This window comes from Methylobacterium litchii (assembly GCF_038442315.1).
In the GTDB taxonomy this organism is placed as follows: Bacteria; Pseudomonadota; Alphaproteobacteria; order Rhizobiales; family Beijerinckiaceae; genus Methylobacterium; species Methylobacterium litchii.
In genome coordinates this window covers 203,119-219,056 of the sequence record NZ_JBBXMY010000008.1, presented here as the reverse complement: position 1 = coordinate 219,056, position 15,938 = coordinate 203,119, and the positions used below count along the sequence as shown (strand labels likewise).

The window sequence follows — 15,938 nt, the reverse complement described above, 5'->3', positions numbered from 1 at the left end:
GCGGGGGGCTTTCGTCGTTCCGGGGACGCTGCTTCAGGCGGCGATGGCGATCCCATCCTTCACCGGGGCGATGCGGCTCGCGCGGAACTCCGCGATGAGCGCGGCATCGAGGTCGGCGAGGACCGCGTCCGGCACCGCCTGGGCGGCCGTCCGGTCCCGGCCGCTGCGGAACCATTCCAGGATCTGTTCGGGCAGGGATTCGAGGATCGCGCCGACCGGGTCGGTGCGGCCCTCCCCTGCGGCGGGCGGCTCCACCGCCGGGGCCTCGGTGCCGGATTCGGCCCGGCGATGAGCCTCCAGCGCCTCGCGCCACGCGGCGTCGGCGGCGATCCGGCGGCGCTCGGCGGCCTCGCGGGCCGTCGCCTGGGCGAGGATCGCGCGGGTCGTCTCACGCGCCTCGTCGCGGGCGGCCTCGGCCTCGAAGCGGGTGAGCAGGGCGACGACGCTGCGGATCTCCGGGCTCTCCCAGCCCTCGCAGGCCGCGATGGCGTGCTCGATCATCCGCCGGGACAGGCCCGCGCCTTTCGCGCCGCCCGCCGCCGTGGGGGCGGTGTCCCGCCACGCGGCGAGCACCGCGTGCATCGCCGGCAGGAGCGGCGCGGGCAGGCCCGCCTTCTCGTGCAGGTCCGCGACGGCGCGGGGATCGCGCATGGCGCGGGCGACGCTCGCATGGTCGAGGCCCGACAGGTCGGCGAAGGCGGTCTGGGCGAACTCGATCCGGCCGGACAGGATCGCCCGCAGGATCAGCCCGGCATTGAGCTGGTGGCTCGCGCGCAGGTAGCTCACGAGGCGGGACGTCGCCGCCGCGCCGGCCCCGGCGCTAAGATCGAGGGCCGTCCGCTCCGCGACCTCGCGGTTCATGCGCTCGCAGCGCGCCTCCCCGAGCCAGCCGCGCTCGGTGGCGAAGGCCGACAGGCTGCGGGCCAGGGCGACCGCCACGGCGTGGCGCACCTCCGGCGGCAGGTCGTGGCGGGCGAGCAGCGCCTCGCGCAGGTCGGCCTCGTGGCCGAAGCGCTCGATCATCCGCAGGAGCCGCCCCCCGGTGATCCGCGCGGTCGGGTTGCCCGCCAGCGCCACGAGGGTCGGCAGGTCGGCGATCTCGGCGAGCGCCCCCGAGACGGCGGGGGTGAGGTGATGGCGCCGGGCGATGGCCGCCCGCGCGTCCTCGTCGCCGAGGGCCGCCGCCTCCACGAGGTCGGCCTCGGTGAGGACGGGGGAGCGTGAGAGAATCGGCTCGGCCACCGCGAACGCATCGCAGGACAGGGCGACCACGATGGGGCGCGGGCTGCGGGCGGAATCGGCGCAGACCTCCGCGAGCGCCCGGCGCACCGAGGGGGCCGGGTCGTCGAGGAGGCTGAGCAGCGCCGTCTTGGCCTCCCAGAGGGCGTCGGCGTCGAGGTCGCCGTAGAGATAGGCCCGCGCCAGCGCCGCCCCGCCCTGCGCCCGGCGGTCGGCCGGGGCGTTCAGGGTCAGGGCCAGGAATTGGCGGATGATCATGGACTTCTTGATCATGGGCCTCTCCGGGGCGCGAACAGGGAATTTGGAAGGGGGGCCGCGCCGAACTCCGCCGGGCGGCGGGGCGGCAGGGGCGCGTGGACGAGGGCCGGGCCGGGCGGCACCGGCCTGTCCGCGAGGCTGCCCGTCGTCGCCGGGACATCCTCGGGATCGGCCGAGGCCAGCATCGCCGCCGGGGCGGCGCTCGGGCCTTCGTCGGAGCGCGGGAAGTAGGAGGGCGCCGGCCGGGCCGTGGCGGTGCCGGCACTGCGCCCCTGCCAGAGCTTGGCGGCGGCGTCGGTGGCGGTGACGCGGCGGTCGGTCTGGAACAGGCTGCGCAGGTCCGATCCGCCGCCGAAGGCCGTCGCCGTCATGGCGTAGGCGGTGGCGGAGGCGGGCACCTCGCCCCCCTCGGGACGGGACAGCACCACGACGGGATTCGCGCCCTGCGCCGCGCCCTGCGCCGCCGCCGCGAGGCTGGCGTAGAGCTCGGCGGCCGTGCGCGGGCGGCCGGTGCGGTCGTAGAACAGGGCGCGGTTGGCGGCCGCCGCCTCGGGCAGGTCGAGGGCGGCGGCGCGCTCCGGGAAGGTCTTGGCGGTGCCGATGAGGCTCGCCGCGCCCTTCGCCCCGAGGACGTGGGCGGCGTAGAGGTCCCCCGGCGTCGGCTCGTGGCCCAGGGCCGCCTGGAGCGCCTGCGCGTTCTTCTGGGTCAGCGCCCCGGCGAGGACGGCGGCGACCTTCGGGTCGCGCCGCAGGTCGAGGATCGCCTGCTTCTGGCCGGGGTCGGCCACGGCGTAGGTGCCGTCGGATTGCCGGGAGATGGCATCCGCCTCGGCCTGCAGGCCGAGCTGCGGGCCGGCGTTCTTCATCGTCCCGAGCCAGGTCTGCTCGATGAACTGGAACAGCCCCGTGGCCGAGGAGGTCGGCGCCTTGGCGGAGGGGTCGAGGGCCGATTCGCGGCGGGCGGTGGCGAGGAGGTAGTCGAATCCGACCCCCGTGGCGCTCGCCCCGTCGCGGATCGCCTGCACGACCGGCGCCGGCGCCGGGCGCACGAGGGCCGGGGGCGTCGGAATCTCCGGGGGGCTGGCCGTGGTGGTGAACAGGAACATCCGGCGTCGGCCAGTCAGGTGGGACCGGCCGACCCTGCTCCCGCTATGGTAAACAAAGCCTCAAGGATGACGGGGACTTAACGGGGGCTTACGCCGCTAACGTTCGGTGAACTCCGCCGCCCCCTTCGGGCGCCGCATGGTGAAGCGGCTTTCGGCCGTGACGTGGAAGTAGTCGAAATAGCCGCCGCGCATGATCGGATGCATCGCGCCGGTATCGACCATGCCGTCCGCGACGAAGCGGTCCTCGACGTAGATCGAGACCACCTGCCCGATCACGAGGAAGTTCTCGGCCTCGCCGCCGCCGAGGGGCACCAGCGGCACCGTCTGCAGCCAGCGGCATTCGAGGGCGGCGGGCGAGGCGGCCACGCGCGGGGGGCGGACCTTCTGCGAGGGCGCCGTCTCCAGCTTGGCGAAGGCGAACTCGCTCTCCCCGCGGGGCAGGGGCGCGGAGGAATCGTTCATGCCGTCGCGCAGGTCCCAGGTGGCGAGGCTGCACACGAACTCGCCCCCCTCCTCCGCGAAGGTCATGGCGTCCTTCCGCCCGGAGGACGAGAAGGCCACCATGGCATCGCCCACCGCGTTGAAGAACGAGTAGGGCGCGAGGTTCAGGCGGCCCTGCTTGTCCATGGCGCTGATCCAGCCGATGGGCCGGGGCGCGACGATGGCCTTCAGCGGGTTGTGAGGCAGGCTGCGAGCGTCGCGGGGCAGGTCGAGATCGTAATGCACGAAGGCCTCACAGGGTGGTGACGATGTCGGCGAGCGCCGGCCGGGGCCGGTCCGAGGGGATCTCCCGCCCCTTCCCGATATGCACGTAGCCCGCGAGACGTTCCTGCGGCGCGAGGCCCAGCGCGTCGAGCACCCGCCGGTCGTAGGCGTGCCACTCGGTGAGCCAGGAGGTGGCGTAGCCCATGGCGTTGGCGGCGACGACGAGGTTCATCGAGACCGCCCCGGCCGAGAGCACCTGCTCCCATTCCGGGATCTTCACGTGCGGCCCCGCCCGCGACACGATGGCGACGACGACCGGCGCGTGCTGCAGGCGGCGGCGCTCCTGGTCGAGCCGGTCCGGCCCGGCCTCGGGGTTGTCGGCGGCGAAGGCGGCGGCGATGATCTCGCCGACCCGCGCCCGCGCCTCGCCCGCGATGACGATGAACCGCCAGGGGGCGAGCTTGCCGTGGTCCGGCACCCGCGCGGCGAGGGTGAGCAGGGTCTGCATCTCGTCCACGGTGGGGCCCGGCCCGTCGAGGAGGGGCGGCGGCACCGAGCGGCGGGTGCGCAGGAGGTCGAGCGTTGCGGTCATGGCTCCCGTCCGAAGGAGGTCGCGGCGTCTCCGGCGGGTGTCGCACGGGGCGCCGCCGGGCGAAAGGTGCGGCCTTGCCGCCGCCATGGTCGCGCGGCACAGGGGCGGCGGCGGGCGAGAGGACGGACGGCATGGGCACGGGACGGCGGACGAGGCGGGGCATTCTGCCGGCGGCTCTGGCGATGGCGCTCGTGCCCGCCCCGGCCCCCGCGCAGCAGAGCCTCGTGCCCGGCACGGGCACGCCGCTGCTGACGCCCTCCATCACCAGCCCCGCGCTGCCGCCCTCCCTCCCCCCGGCCGAGCCCGACGCGCAACTCACCCTGTCGGCGATCTTCACCGGCAGCGGCACGCCCCTGCGCGATGGCCTCGCATGGCGGATCTTCGATGACCGGGGCGAGGGCGCGCGGCCGGCGATCGTCGCCCGCTCCACCGAGGCCGAGCCGCACTTCACCCTGCCGCCGGGGGCCTACGTCGCCACCGTGACCTACGGATTCGCCAGCGCCTCGAAGCGCATCGTCCTCGGCGGGCAGGCCGCCAGCGACACGCTGCGGATCGCGGCCGGGGCGCTGAAGCTCTCCGGCGCGGTGGGCGACACCAAGATCCCGCCGGACCAGCTGAGCTTCTCGGTCTTCGTGCCGGTGGGGACGAACTCGGAAGGGCGCCTCGTGCGCTCGGGCATCCACACGGGCGAGTTGCTGCGCCTGCCCGAGGGCACCTACCACGTGGTCTCGACCTACGGGGAATCGAACGCCATCCAGCGCGCCGACCTCAAGGTCGAGAACGGCAAGGTCACGGAGGCGACCCTCAACCACCGGGCAGCGACCGTCACCCTGAAGCTGGTGGCCACCCCCGGCGCCGAGGCCTTCGCGGGCACCGCCTTCTCCGTGCTGACGCCGGGCGGCGACACGATCCGCGAGGCGATCGGCGCCTTCCCGCAGGTGACGCTGGCCGAGGGCGACTACGTCCTCATCGCCCGCCACGACGGGCAGGTCTTCACCCGCGAGTTCAAGGTGGAGAGCGGCCTCGACCGGGACATCGAGGTGCAGGCGAAGTCCGAGCCGAAGCCGGAGCCCGCCCCGGCGAACTAGGCGTCCTCGCCGGCCCTCGGCGAAGCTCGGTTCGGTTCCATGTTCCGGCCATTAACATTTCCGTCAGGCGGCGGAACGATCGGCGCGAACGGGCCATTCTATGCCGCCCGTTCCGGGTGGTTGGAGAATTCCATGCGCCGTCTCGTCCTTGCCTCGCTCGCCGCCGTGCTGCTCGCCGGTCCCGCCCTGGCCGCCGAACACAATGCCACCCCGCCGACCGTGGCGCCGAAGTTCGTCAACGTCCCGCAGGACGCGGTGCTCAGCTACAATCTGATCGGCCTGAACGTCACGGACGCGCAGAACAACACCGTCGGCGAGATCAAGGACCTCGTGATCGAGAGCCAGAAGCTGGCGGGCTACATCCTGTCCGTCGGCGGCTTCCTCGGCATGGGCGAGCGCTACGTGGTCGTGGCCCCCGATTCCGTGGCGCTGGGCTACGATGCCGACGCCAAGAAGTGGAAGGCGATCATCGGCGCCAGCAAGGACCAGCTGAAGTCCGCGCCGGAGTTCAAGTACGACGGCAAGTTCAAGCGCTGAGCGGCGCCGGCCCCTCCCCCCTCGGGAGGGGCCCCCTCACGCGTCCTTCTCCTCGCCCGGACGCAGCAATTCCCCGGCGACGTCGGTGAGGCGCGGCGGCTCGATGCGCACGAAGGGCAGCGGGCGGCACACGGCTAAAGCCGCGAGGCCGAACCGGGCGGTCATCAGCCCGTTCATCACCCCCTCCCCGAGCTTGGCCGAGACGCGGGCCGCGAGGCCGAGCCCCAGCACCTGCTGCATCATGCTCTCGCCGACCGCCATGCCGCCGGTCACGGTGAGATGCGCCAGCGCCGAGCGCGCGAGCCGCAGGAACCCGAGGAAGCCCGGCCGTCCGCCGTAGATCGTCGCGATCCGGCGCAGCAGCCGCACGCCCGCGAACAGCACGAAGGCGACGTCCACGATGGCGCGGGGGCTCAACGCCGTCACCGCCGAGACCTGCTTGGCCGTCGCCGCGATGGCGTTGCGCGCCTGCCGGTCGAGATCGGTCAGCAATTCCCGCTCCGCGAGGCCGATCCGGTCGTCCACGTCGAGGATCGCATCCGCCGAGGCGTCGAGGCGGGCGCGGGCGGCACTCAGCCGGTCGCGGCCGGCATAGAGGGCGGAGACCTCCTTCACCACGGCCAGCGCCCCGGAATGGTCGCGGGTGGCGATGGCGTCGATGGCCGATTGGCGCAGGCGCTCGATCCGCTTCTCCCGCCGCAGGCCCACGAGTTCCCGCCCGAGGATGACCGCGAGCGCCAGCAGCGCGAGGCCGAGCAGGGCCAGCGCCACCCAGCCGAGCCAGGGCGCGGCCTGGAACAGGTCGGCGATCATCCGCTCGAGGGAGAGGCCGATCCCGAGGGAGACGAGGCCGCCCGCCGCCGACCAGAACAGCGCCCCCCAGGGGGACCGGCTCTTCGGCGCCACGGGCACGGGCACGCCGTCGGCGGCGTCCACGATCTCGAAGGGCTCCTCCACGATCACCGGGGCGGGGGCGGCGCGCTCCGGCGGCGGCGCGAAGCCGGGGCCGGGCGGCGGCTCCGGGGACAGGCGGAAGGCGCGGGGTTTCTGGCCTGAGGTCATCGCGAGGGATCCGAGAGGGTCAGGCGAGCCGGTCGCCGATCAGGAACTGCATCGCCCGGTCGAGGCGGATCTGCGGCAGGTGGCCGGGGCGGCCGAGGGCATCCGGCCGGACGAGCGGCGGGCGGAAGCGCGGGAAGCGCAGGGAGCCGGGCTCGACGGCGCCCTCCAGCACCGCCTCCGGCCGGGCGGGCAACTCGCCGGGGAAGACCGCCGCCTCGCTCTGGCCGTCGAAGGTCTCGTCGCCGACCACCTCCCCGGCCTCGGGCGTGCCCGCCACCGCGCGCAGCACCTCCCCGTCGTCGTGGACGGTGGTTTCGCGGGTCGCCCGCACGGAGGCCAGCGCCACCGTGCCGACGCGGGCGCCTGCCGCTTCCGTGCGGCGCATGGCGCGGGAGACGAGGAGGCGCAGCAGCGCGTCGAGCCGGTCGTGGCTGGTCTGGTGGAGGTGGTCGGCCTTGGTGGCGGCGAACAGCACCCGGTCGGCACGGGGGGCGAAGAGGCGCGACAGGATCGAGTTGCGGCCGATGTTGAGGCTGAGCAGAACCGCGTCGATGGCCTCTTCCAGCTCGGCGAGGGCGGTCGGGCCGGCATCCACCGCCGAGAGGACGTCGACCAGCACGATCTGCCGGTCGACCCGCTGGAAATGGTCGCGGAAGAAGGGCGTCACGACCTTGGACTTGTAGGCCTCGAACCGGCGCTGCATCAGCCCGGCGAGGCTGTCCGGGTCGATGGTGTCGGGCAGGCGGTCGAGGGGGGCGAAGGTCAGCGCCGGGGAGCCGGCGAGGTCGCCCGGCATCAGGAACCGCCCCGGCGGGGTGGTGGCCACCGCCTCCGGCCCGGCCCGCAGCGCCGAGAGGTAGGTCTTGAACGCGTCGCTCGCCCGCTCGGCGGCGACCTCGTCCAGGGGCGAGGCCGGATCGAAGCCCTGGAGGGCGGCGAGCCACGGGGCGGCGATGGCAGCGCGGCCGGGCCGCCGCGTGCCGGCGATGGTCGAGCGCGACCACGCCACGTAATCGGTCTCGATGAGGGCGAGGTCGAGGAGCCATTCGCCGGGGTAATCGACCACGTCGAGCATCAGCGTCGCCGGGCCGGAGCGCCAGCCGGCGGCGCGCTCGTAGGCGATCTCCAGGCGGAACTGGCTGATCCGGTCGGTGGAGCGCGGCCACACGCGGGCCTCGGTGAGGGTCGCGAAATGCTCCTCGAAGGGGAAGCGCGGCACGTCGTCGTCGGGTTGGGGCACGAGCCGGGCGCGGCGCAGGCGCCCCTCCTGCGCGACGGCGAAGGCCGGCAGGGCGTGGGTCTCCACGAGGTGGTGGATCAGCGCCGTGGTGAACACCGTCTTGCCCGAGCGGGCGAGGCCAGTGACGCCGAGGCGGAGCGTCGGCTGGACGAGGAGGTCCTGGGACGCCTCGGCGAAGGCACGCAGGGCCGAGCCGGCGCGGGAGGCGAGAGTGTGTGCGGGAGGGGCCAAGGGCCGACAAGCTCGGGGGGAGGGATCGCGGGCGTGAGGTGGCGCGGCCGGGGCGCCGTCGCAAGGGCGCGCCCGCCTATTGCTGCGCCGAGGCCGATTGTTCCTGCGTGAGCCGGCCGATCGCGCCCGCCACGAGGTCCGGCCCGGCGCGGAGGGTGCCGAGTTCCACCGCCGACATGACGAGCATGACGGCGGCGAGGTTCGGCAGGGGCGATCCGTCTGGGGCGAACAGGTGCAGGTCGTCGCCCGGCTTCACGCCGACGCTGCCCGCGATCCGCGCGGCATAGGCATTGATGCGCACCTCGTCGCCGGAGCACAGGGGGGCCGGCAGGCGCAGGTCGAGGACCGGCAGGCCGGCGGCGATGGCCGGCAGCAGCGCCGATTCCGCCACCATCCTGTCCGCGCTCGGCACCCGCCCGCCCGACAGCAGCGCGGACGGGTCCGCGACCGGGCGCGGGGCGGGGGTCGCCGTCGTCCCGATGCCGGAGGCGATGTCGGCCACCGGACGGGGCGCGGCGATGCGGGCGCGGGGGCGGCCGCCGAGGCGGGCGAGGGGCGACCAGGGCTGGACCCGCAGGGCCCCCGCAGGCGCGCGCCGCGCCACCGCGACGCGGGGGGCGCCGCCCGGCCGGTGGCGGGCGAGGAAGCGGGCGCGCAGGGTCTTGCCGAGCCCGCGCGGCGCCAGCGAAGCCGAGACGGCGGGCGTCGCGACGGATGCCCGGCCCGCGCTCGGGGCGGCGCTGCGGCATTCGGAGGGCGCCCAGCGGCGCACGATGGCCAGCGCGCTGCGGCGGTCGTAGTCGCGGTAATATCGGCGCAGGAGCCGCGCGGCGGCGTCCGCCCCGTCGTCCAGGGTGGCGAAGGCCGTGTGCCCCTCCCCGTCCGCGCCGATCTCGCCGGTCCAGCGGGCCGACTTGATGCACCAGCCGTTGTTGAGCCGCACGCAGCGGGCGACGTAGGGAGGGTCCTTGCTGAGGCTCGCCGTGAGGGCCAGCGCCCTGGGCCGTAGCGACTCGGCCGTCTGCGCGTGCCAGTTCGACACCGCCCGCGTCGCCGGGTCGAAGCGCGGCGCCTCGGCCGGAGCCGGACTCGCCGGCGGAAGGAAGGGGCGCGACGGCAGGGCGGCGTGCAGGCTGCCCCATAGGCTCGCGGTGGCGAGGAGGAGGCTCAGCAGCACGGACCGCCCATCGTGCCCCTCACGGGTTCAGCACCTTGAGGGCCGCCTCGTGCAGCCGAGGGTCGCCCGCCGCGACCACCCTGCCCCCCTTGGCGGCGGAACCGCCGTCCCAGGCGGTGACGCGCCCGCCCGCGCCCTCGATGATCGGGATCAGCGCGCAGATGTCGTAGGGCTTCAGCCCGGCCTCGACCACGAGGTCGACCTGCCCCGCCGCGAGCATGCAATAGGCGTAGCAATCGGTGCCGTAGCGGGAGAGGCGCACCCGCCCCTCCAGGGAGCGGAAGCGGTCGGCCTCCTCGCCCTCGGCGAACAGGCGCGGGTCGGTGGTGGCCAGGAGCGCCTGGGCGAGGTCGCCGCAGCGGCGGGTGCGCAGGGTGCGCTCCCCGGCCGGGCCGCGCAGCCGCGCCGTTCGCCCGTCGCCTGTGAAGATCTCGTTCAGGTAGGGCTGGTGCATCAGCCCGCGCACCGGCACCCCGTGGCGGGTGAGGCCGATCAGCGTGCCCCAGGTCGGCAGGCCGGCGATGAAGGCGCGGGTGCCGTCGATGGGATCGAGCACCCAGACGCATTCCGCATCCTCCCGCTCGGTGCCGAACTCCTCGCCGAGGATGCCGTGGCCGGGGAAGGCCTTGCCGATCATCGCCCGCAGGACGACCTCCGCCGCCCGGTCGGCCTCCGTTACCGGATCGAACGGCGCGCCGCCCCGCGCCTTGTCCTCCAGGGCGAATTGCGCCCGGAAGAACGGCAGGATCGCCTTGCCCGAGGCGTGGGCGAGGTCTTCCATGAACCGGCCGAGTTCGACGACGCTCATGCGGGGAGTGCTCCGACGGGCCGGCGGCCCGCCGGCGGTCAGACGAAGGCTGGCGCGGGTCCCCGGCGTCAAGCCCCCTGCCCTACGACTGAGGGGGCCAGAGCCGCCGGCGCGGGCGCCTCCTGCCGGGGTCGCGGGGCGGCCTTCGCGTCCGCCTCGGCGGCGGCGAGCACCGCCTCCACCGCCTCGTGCAGGGAGCCGGCGGTGATGTCCGCGTCGAGGGTGACGGTCGGGCGCCGCTCCTCCTGCCCGGCGAGCCACAGCCCGGCGAGCACCGGCACGGCGGGCATGCGCTGCCGCAGGCGGGCGATGAGCCGGTTGAGGTGCTGCGGCTCGCCGCCATGGGCGATGGACACGACGCAGGCGATCCGCGCCGCCCCCGGATCGAGCCGGGAGAGCCGGGCCGAGGCGGTCTCGGAGAAGGGCACCGTCCGCGCGCCGATGCCCCGCTTGGCGAGGATCTGCGCCAGGATCGCCACGGCGGCGGCATCCAGGAAGCCCCGGCCGGAGACGCAGAGCACCGCGCCCTCGCGGGTCCAGCCCTCCGGCAGGTCGCCGGGAATCGGATGCACCGGCAGGGGGCTGCAGGCGCCTTCGGCCTCGCAGGCGTCGGCGGCCGGCTTGTCCCTGTGCCCGCCCTCGACGGGGCCGTCCGCCCGGTCGGCGAGGTCGTCGATGAGTTCGGAGAGCGTGCCGCGCATGGCGCTCTTCTGGGCGGGGGTGAGGACGCCGCGCGCCGCGTCCCCGGCCGCCAGCTCGAGCGCCTTCAGCACCACGTCCTCGTAATACGACGAGAGGGAGCAATGCTGCAGGATCAGCTCGGCATGGCCCAAAACCTCCTCGGAGTCGCCCGCGAGGATGCGTTGATAGAAGTTCTGCACGGGTGTCAGCGCGGGCCTGTCGCCGAACAGCACGTCGAGGAACTCGAGATGGTCGGCATGGCGCCCGAGCACCACGAGGCAGGCGGTGAGCGGCGTCGAGAGCAGCAGGCCCACCGGCCCCCACAGCCACGTCCAGAACAGCGCCGAGACCAGCACGGCGGTGGGCGAGAGGCCGGTCGACTGGCCGTAGAGCATCGGCTCGATCACCTGCCCGGTGATCGGTTCGAGGATCAGGAACAGGATCGCGGTGGCGATGGTCATGTTCCAGCCCGGCTCGATCGCGGCGGCCAGCAGCATCGGCAGCAGGGCCGAGAGGAAGGCGCCGAGATAGGGCACGAAGCGCATCAGCGCCGAGACGATCCCGCACAGGACCGGGTTCGGCACCCCGATCAGGTACAGCCCGACGCCGATCACCACGCCGAAGGCGGTGTTGAGAGCGAGCTGCGCCACGAAGTAGCGCGAGAGCCGCTTGGCGGCGTCGTCCATCGCCACCGTGGTGCGGTGGAGGTCGCGCGAGCCCGCCAGCCGGATCAGCCGGTCGCGCAGGTCCTCGCGCTGCATCAGCACGAAGAGCAGCACCACGAAGACGATGCCGAGGGTGGCGAGCGGCTGCATGATCGGCGAGAGCAGCGTGCTCGCGGTCTCCAGCGGGCTCGGCGGGGTCGCCGTCATCTCCACCAGCATCGGCTTGCGCTCTTGCGGGGGCTCCCCCTTCGCGGGCGGGGGCGAGGCGGCGGGCTTCGGCTGCGTCTCGGCGTTGCCGGCGTTGTGGATCGCCCGGCCGATATTGGCGACGTAGTCGGTCATGCGCCCGGCGGGGCTGTCGCGCAGGCTGTCGAGCTTGCGCTCGATCGTGGCGCGGTAGCGGGGCACGTCTCCGGCGAGGTCGGCGACCTGGATGCCGATCAGCGTCCCCAGCGCCCCGACGATGCCGAGGGTCATCAGGACAGTGAGCCCCACGGCGACGAGGCGCGGCAGGCGCCAGCGGCGCAGATAGTTCACCAGCGGTCCGAGGACGAAGGACAGCAGCAGGGCGATGGCGATGGGGATGAAGATCTCGCGGCCGAAATACAGCCCGGCCACGAGAATGGCCCCGATCACGAGGGGCGAGGCGAGCGCCGCCTTGGGCCGCTCGGCGGCGGCGACGCGGGTCGGACGGGGCCGGATCGACGGACCATCCATGCCGAGCCCCGCACTGCTCCTGTTCACCATCGACGACCCACGAGCCCCCACGACGCCACACGTGGCGCCGACCGGGGCCGGGGCGCCGGCTGAGGAACCGACCGGGAGGCGAAAACGATCCCAGCCGGATGAAGCTCAGCCGTCAGGCGCGCGAATCGACCAGCAGGAGGGCGAGCAGGTCCGTGGCTTCGGGGGCGTCGATCCGGGCGAGCGCCTGCATCGCGCGATCCGCCGAGTCGCAGACATCCTGCGCGTCCGCCGGCCTGAAGACGGCCTGCGGATCGTAATCGGCGGCGTGCCTGAGAGCCTGGAGGCGGTGGAAGTTCTCCGCGAATTCCCTCGCCGCCTCGGATGCCACGTCGCGCCCGAGGATTTCCCGATACCGGCGGGAGAGGGTCGGCCGCTCGATGGCGATGCAGATCTCCCTCATCCGCCCGTGGGAGAATCCCCGGTAGAGCAGCCCGTAGGCCGGGCTCGCACGGCCGGCCCGCCCCACAAACCGTTCCGCCGCCGCCTTCAGGGTCGCATGGAACAGGGCGTAATACGCGGTCGAGATCGACCGCCTCAATTCGCCGTCCCGGGCCGAACCACGCCCGGCCAGATCGCGCGCGAGCGCCAGCAGCTCAGAGGGGTCGAGCACGGAGGTCGGCGGTCACGTCGCTTCGGGAGAGGAAGCGGACGAAGGGGTAATGTTTGTCCCCGCCATTCACGAGGACATCGCGAATGGTCCGCCGGATCCGGCTCTTCGCGGCCGGATGGAGGGGCGGATCCTCGTCCTCCTGCACGATCGTGATGTGCCAGACGAGATCCTGCATCCAATCCAGGCCGAGTTCGGCCTTCGCGTCGCTGGCCGAGCGGCCCGCGACGCGGTGGACCGAATCGAGGCTGATCTCGCGAACCTTCGCCGGATCGAATTCACCCATGCCGGCAGAGTGCCGACCGGCCCGGGGCCGGTCAACACACGTTTAACGGGTGGGGCTCACGCCCCCTGCACCCCCGCCCGCGCGACCTCGCCCGCGTCCTTCAGGTCGGGCAGGGAGCGGCACAGGGCGAGCACGCGGTTCGCCTGGGTGGCGGGGAGGATGCCGTCCGCGAGGTCTTTGAACTTCGCTTCGAGCTGGGCGTCCGTCATCGGCTTCTCGACGCTGCCGATGGCGTGGTCGATGTGGCGGTGGATCGTGCGGCCGTCGTTCAGCGTCACGATCATGTCCACCTGCGCCGGGTCGACGCCCGGCGTGACCACCGGGTTCACCTTGCTCCGCAGCGCCACGACGCGGGGGTCGTTCACCGCCCGGTCGCTGAACTGCTTCTCGCCGCCCGCGCCCTCCACGAAGGCCACCGCCACCGCGTGGTAGATGCTGAACTTGCCCTCCAGACCGGTCTTCGGCGTGGTCTTGCCCGTCAGCTCCAGCACCAGCGGATGGACCTTGAGGTCCACGGACTTGATGTCCTCCGGCTTCACGTGGTCCTCGTCGCGGATCTGGATCGCCGCGTCGATCGCCGGATGCATGACGATGCCGCAGGCGAAGGGCTTGTAGGTGTTGAGCGCGCTCTCGTAGCGGCTCCCCAGCCCGTCGGTGATCTGCGACCAGTCCTGCTTGGTGGAGATGGTCTGCGCCCAGCCCCGGCGGACCTCGATCATCTTCTCCGAGGACGTGAAGCCCTTCGCGGCCAGGATCGCCGCGAACAAGCCGTTGGCGGCGGCGCGGCCGGGGTTGAAGCTCTTGTTCATGGAGCCGAACGACTCGCGCAGGCCCACCGGCTGCGAGGCGGCGAGGCCGAGCGCGTAGATCGTCTGCTCCTCGGTGAGCCCCATCAGCTTCGAGGCGGCGGCGGCGGCGCCGAACGGCCCGCAGGTGCCGGTGATGTGCCAGCCGGCATCGTAATGGTTCGGATAGACCATGTTGCCGATGCGGCACTCGACCTCGATGCCCACCACCAGCGCGTCGAGGAAGTCCTTGCCGGAGACGGGCTTCATCTCGGCATAGGCCAGGATCGCCGAGGCGACCGGCCCGGCCGGATGGATGATCGTCTTCAGGTGGGTGTCGTCGAAGTCGAAGATGTGGCTCGACACGCCGTTGAGGAAGGCGGCGTTCATGATGTCGAACCGCTCGGTGCGGCCGAACAGGCTTGCCTGCGGCGGCCCGGAGAAAGGCTGCAGCGCCGAGACCGCGATATCCAGGGTCTCGTGGTGCGAGCCGCCGATGGCGACGCCCACCCAGTTCAGGAAGCTGCGCACGCCCTCCCGGCGGACGTTCTCCGGCAGAGAATCATAGGTGGAGCCGCGGATGAACTCCGCGAGGATCTTCGTCACGGGTGGAGGCGGCGGGGCCTTGACCGCCGGGGCCGGCGTCTCGGCCGCCTGCACCGCGTTCAAAGCCGGCGCGCCCAGCGCGAGGCCGGCGGCGCCGAGGAGCGAGCGGCGGTTCATACCCATCAGATTGTCCTCCCGCGCGGGCCGTCTCGGGCCCGTCGTGGTCGACCTTATACCCGCTGCGCGCGCTCAGACCAGAACGGGAAGGGCGGCCTGTTCGCCCACCCCGAACACGCGGCGGTAGCGGGCGATTTCGTCGGCGGGGCCCTGCGCCTTGGTCGGGTTGTCGGAGAGCTTCACCGTGGGGTGGCCGTTCGCGTCGATGACCTTGCAGACGACGGAGATCGGATCGAGCCGCCCGTCCGGCATCAGGCCCCGGAAATCGTTGGTGAGCAGGGTGCCCCAGCCGTAGCCGATGCGCATCCGCCCGTGGAAGCGGGCATGGATGCGCTCGATCTCGGCGATGTCGAGCCCGTCGGAGAAGATCGCGAGCTTGTCGCGGGGGTCGCGCCCGTGCTCCTGCCAGAAGCGGATCGCCTCCTCCCCGCCCTCGATCGGGTCCTTCGAGTCGATGCGGATGCCGGTCCAGTCGGCCACCCAGTCGGGGGCGTTGGCGAGGAAGCCGGTGGTGCCGTAGGTGTCGGGCAGGACGATGCGCAGGTTGCCCGCGTAATCCTTCTGCCAGTCGGCCAGCACCGCGTAGGGCGCCGCCGCCAGGGCGTCGTCGTCGGGGGCGAGCGCGGCGTAGACCATCGGCAATTCGTGGGCGTTGGTGCCCACCGGCTCGACCTCGCGCTTGGCGGCGATCAGGCAGTTCGAGGTGCCGAGGAAGCGCGGCTCGCCCAAGCCCTCGGCCATCGCCTGCACGCACCAATCCTGCCACAGGAAGCCGTGGCGCCGCCGCGTGCCGAAATCGGCGATGGAGAGGTCGGGCAGGCGCTGCAGCCGCTCGATCTTCTCCCACACGCGGGTCATGGCGCGGGCATAGAGCACCTGCAGCGTCAGCTTGCCGAGCCCGCGCAGCACCGAGCGCGCCCGCAACTCGTTGAGGATGGCCAGCGCCGGCACCTCCCACATCGTGGTCTCGACCCAGGGGCCGTGGAAGGTCAGTTCGTATTGCCCGTCGCGGGTGGCGAGCTCGTACTCCGGCAGGCGGAACGTCTCGAACCACGCCACGAAGTCGGGTTCGAGGATGCGGCCCTGGCCCCGGAACACGTTGCCCCGCAGCCACGTCACCTCGCCCTTCGAGAGGCGCAGGGAGCGGGCATGGTCCAGTTGCTCCCGCAGCAGCCCCTCATCGACCTCGTCGGCGATGCGCACCCGGGCGGTGCGGTTGGCGATGCCGAAGGTCGTCTCGACCTGCGGGTGCCGGCGCAGGATCGTCTGCGCCATCAGGAGCTTGTAGAAATCCGTATCGAGGAGCGACCGCACGATCGGATCGATGCGGAAGCTGTGGTCGTACACCCGCTTCGCCAGATCGAGCATTTTTTCGGGACTTCGGGTCGCGCCGGGGGAGAG

General features: G+C 73.1%; 15 protein-coding genes. 2 read left to right on the top strand and 13 right to left on the bottom strand.

The genetic code is table 11. The features are described from left to right. Positions 1 to 33: 33 nt before the first annotated feature. The 4 genes from AAHF99_RS16330 to AAHF99_RS16315 all read right to left on the bottom strand — a co-directional run bounded on the left by AAHF99_RS16330 (position 34) and on the right by AAHF99_RS16315 (position 3,900). Positions 34 to 1,512: a DUF2336 domain-containing protein gene (locus tag AAHF99_RS16330; RefSeq protein WP_342165527.1), complete on the bottom strand. Its 1,479-nt coding sequence runs from the start codon at positions 1,510 to 1,512 to the stop codon at positions 34 to 36. Then, complete coding sequence (locus tag AAHF99_RS16325; protein WP_342165526.1) at positions 1,509 to 2,603, bottom strand: lytic transglycosylase domain-containing protein; 1,095 nt, start codon at positions 2,601 to 2,603, stop codon at positions 1,509 to 1,511. Before AAHF99_RS16325 ends, AAHF99_RS16330 begins: the two co-directional genes overlap by 4 nt. A gap of 96 nt (positions 2,604 to 2,699) precedes the next feature. Next, positions 2,700 to 3,329 (bottom strand): flavin reductase family protein, encoded by a 630-nt coding sequence (locus tag AAHF99_RS16320; protein WP_342165525.1) that lies wholly within the window; start codon positions 3,327 to 3,329, stop codon positions 2,700 to 2,702. Positions 3,330 to 3,336: 7 nt separating this feature from the next. Then, positions 3,337 to 3,900, bottom strand: coding sequence for a nitroreductase family protein (locus AAHF99_RS16315; RefSeq protein WP_342165524.1), 564 nt, complete (start codon positions 3,898 to 3,900; stop codon positions 3,337 to 3,339). A gap of 131 nt (positions 3,901 to 4,031) precedes the next feature. Here AAHF99_RS16315 and AAHF99_RS16310 point away from each other — a divergent pair, with 131 nt between their 5' ends. Beyond that, on the top strand, positions 4,032 to 4,988 hold the full coding sequence (locus AAHF99_RS16310) for a hypothetical protein (RefSeq protein ID WP_342165523.1): 957 nt from the start codon (positions 4,032 to 4,034) through the stop codon (positions 4,986 to 4,988). 132 nt (positions 4,989 to 5,120) lie between these two features. After that, on the top strand, positions 5,121 to 5,525 hold the full coding sequence (locus AAHF99_RS16305; protein WP_342165521.1) for a PRC-barrel domain-containing protein: 405 nt from the start codon (positions 5,121 to 5,123) through the stop codon (positions 5,523 to 5,525). A 36-nt stretch (positions 5,526 to 5,561) separates the two neighbouring features. On the opposite strand, the gene AAHF99_RS16300 is transcribed toward AAHF99_RS16305, so the two are convergent. The 9 genes from AAHF99_RS16300 to AAHF99_RS16260 form a co-directional block, all read right to left on the bottom strand. Continuing rightward, entirely contained in the window at positions 5,562 to 6,587 is a 1,026-nt protein-coding gene (locus tag AAHF99_RS16300; RefSeq protein WP_342165519.1) for a YcjF family protein, read from the bottom strand. A gap of 19 nt (positions 6,588 to 6,606) precedes the next feature. Further along, positions 6,607 to 8,058, bottom strand: a complete 1,452-nt coding sequence (locus AAHF99_RS16295; RefSeq protein ID WP_342165518.1) for a YcjX family GTP-binding protein — start codon at positions 8,056 to 8,058, stop codon at positions 6,607 to 6,609. Positions 8,059 to 8,134: 76 nt separating this feature from the next. Then, a complete protein-coding gene (locus tag AAHF99_RS16290; RefSeq protein ID WP_412759900.1) occupies positions 8,135 to 9,235 on the bottom strand; it encodes a hypothetical protein in 1,101 nt (366 codons plus the stop codon). Between the two features lie 19 nt (positions 9,236 to 9,254). After that, on the bottom strand, positions 9,255 to 10,043 hold the full coding sequence (hisN, locus tag AAHF99_RS16285; protein ID WP_342165517.1) for a histidinol-phosphatase: 789 nt from the start codon (positions 10,041 to 10,043) through the stop codon (positions 9,255 to 9,257). 68 nt (positions 10,044 to 10,111) lie between these two features. Further along, positions 10,112 to 12,136: an AI-2E family transporter gene (locus AAHF99_RS16280; protein ID WP_342165516.1), complete on the bottom strand. Its 2,025-nt coding sequence runs from the start codon at positions 12,134 to 12,136 to the stop codon at positions 10,112 to 10,114. Between the two features lie 112 nt (positions 12,137 to 12,248). Beyond that, positions 12,249 to 12,746, bottom strand: coding sequence for a hypothetical protein (locus AAHF99_RS16275; RefSeq protein ID WP_342165514.1), 498 nt, complete (start codon positions 12,744 to 12,746; stop codon positions 12,249 to 12,251). Then, a complete protein-coding gene (locus AAHF99_RS16270; RefSeq protein WP_342165512.1) occupies positions 12,730 to 13,029 on the bottom strand; it encodes a hypothetical protein in 300 nt (99 codons plus the stop codon). Before AAHF99_RS16270 ends, AAHF99_RS16275 begins: the two co-directional genes overlap by 17 nt. Before the next feature lie 56 nt (positions 13,030 to 13,085). Next, positions 13,086 to 14,543, bottom strand: a complete 1,458-nt coding sequence (locus tag AAHF99_RS16265; RefSeq protein WP_342165511.1) for an MmgE/PrpD family protein — start codon at positions 14,541 to 14,543, stop codon at positions 13,086 to 13,088. Between the two features lie 66 nt (positions 14,544 to 14,609). Then, positions 14,610 to 15,905, bottom strand: a complete 1,296-nt coding sequence (locus tag AAHF99_RS16260) for a nicotinate phosphoribosyltransferase (protein WP_342165509.1) — start codon at positions 15,903 to 15,905, stop codon at positions 14,610 to 14,612. Positions 15,906 to 15,938 lie beyond the last annotated feature (33 nt).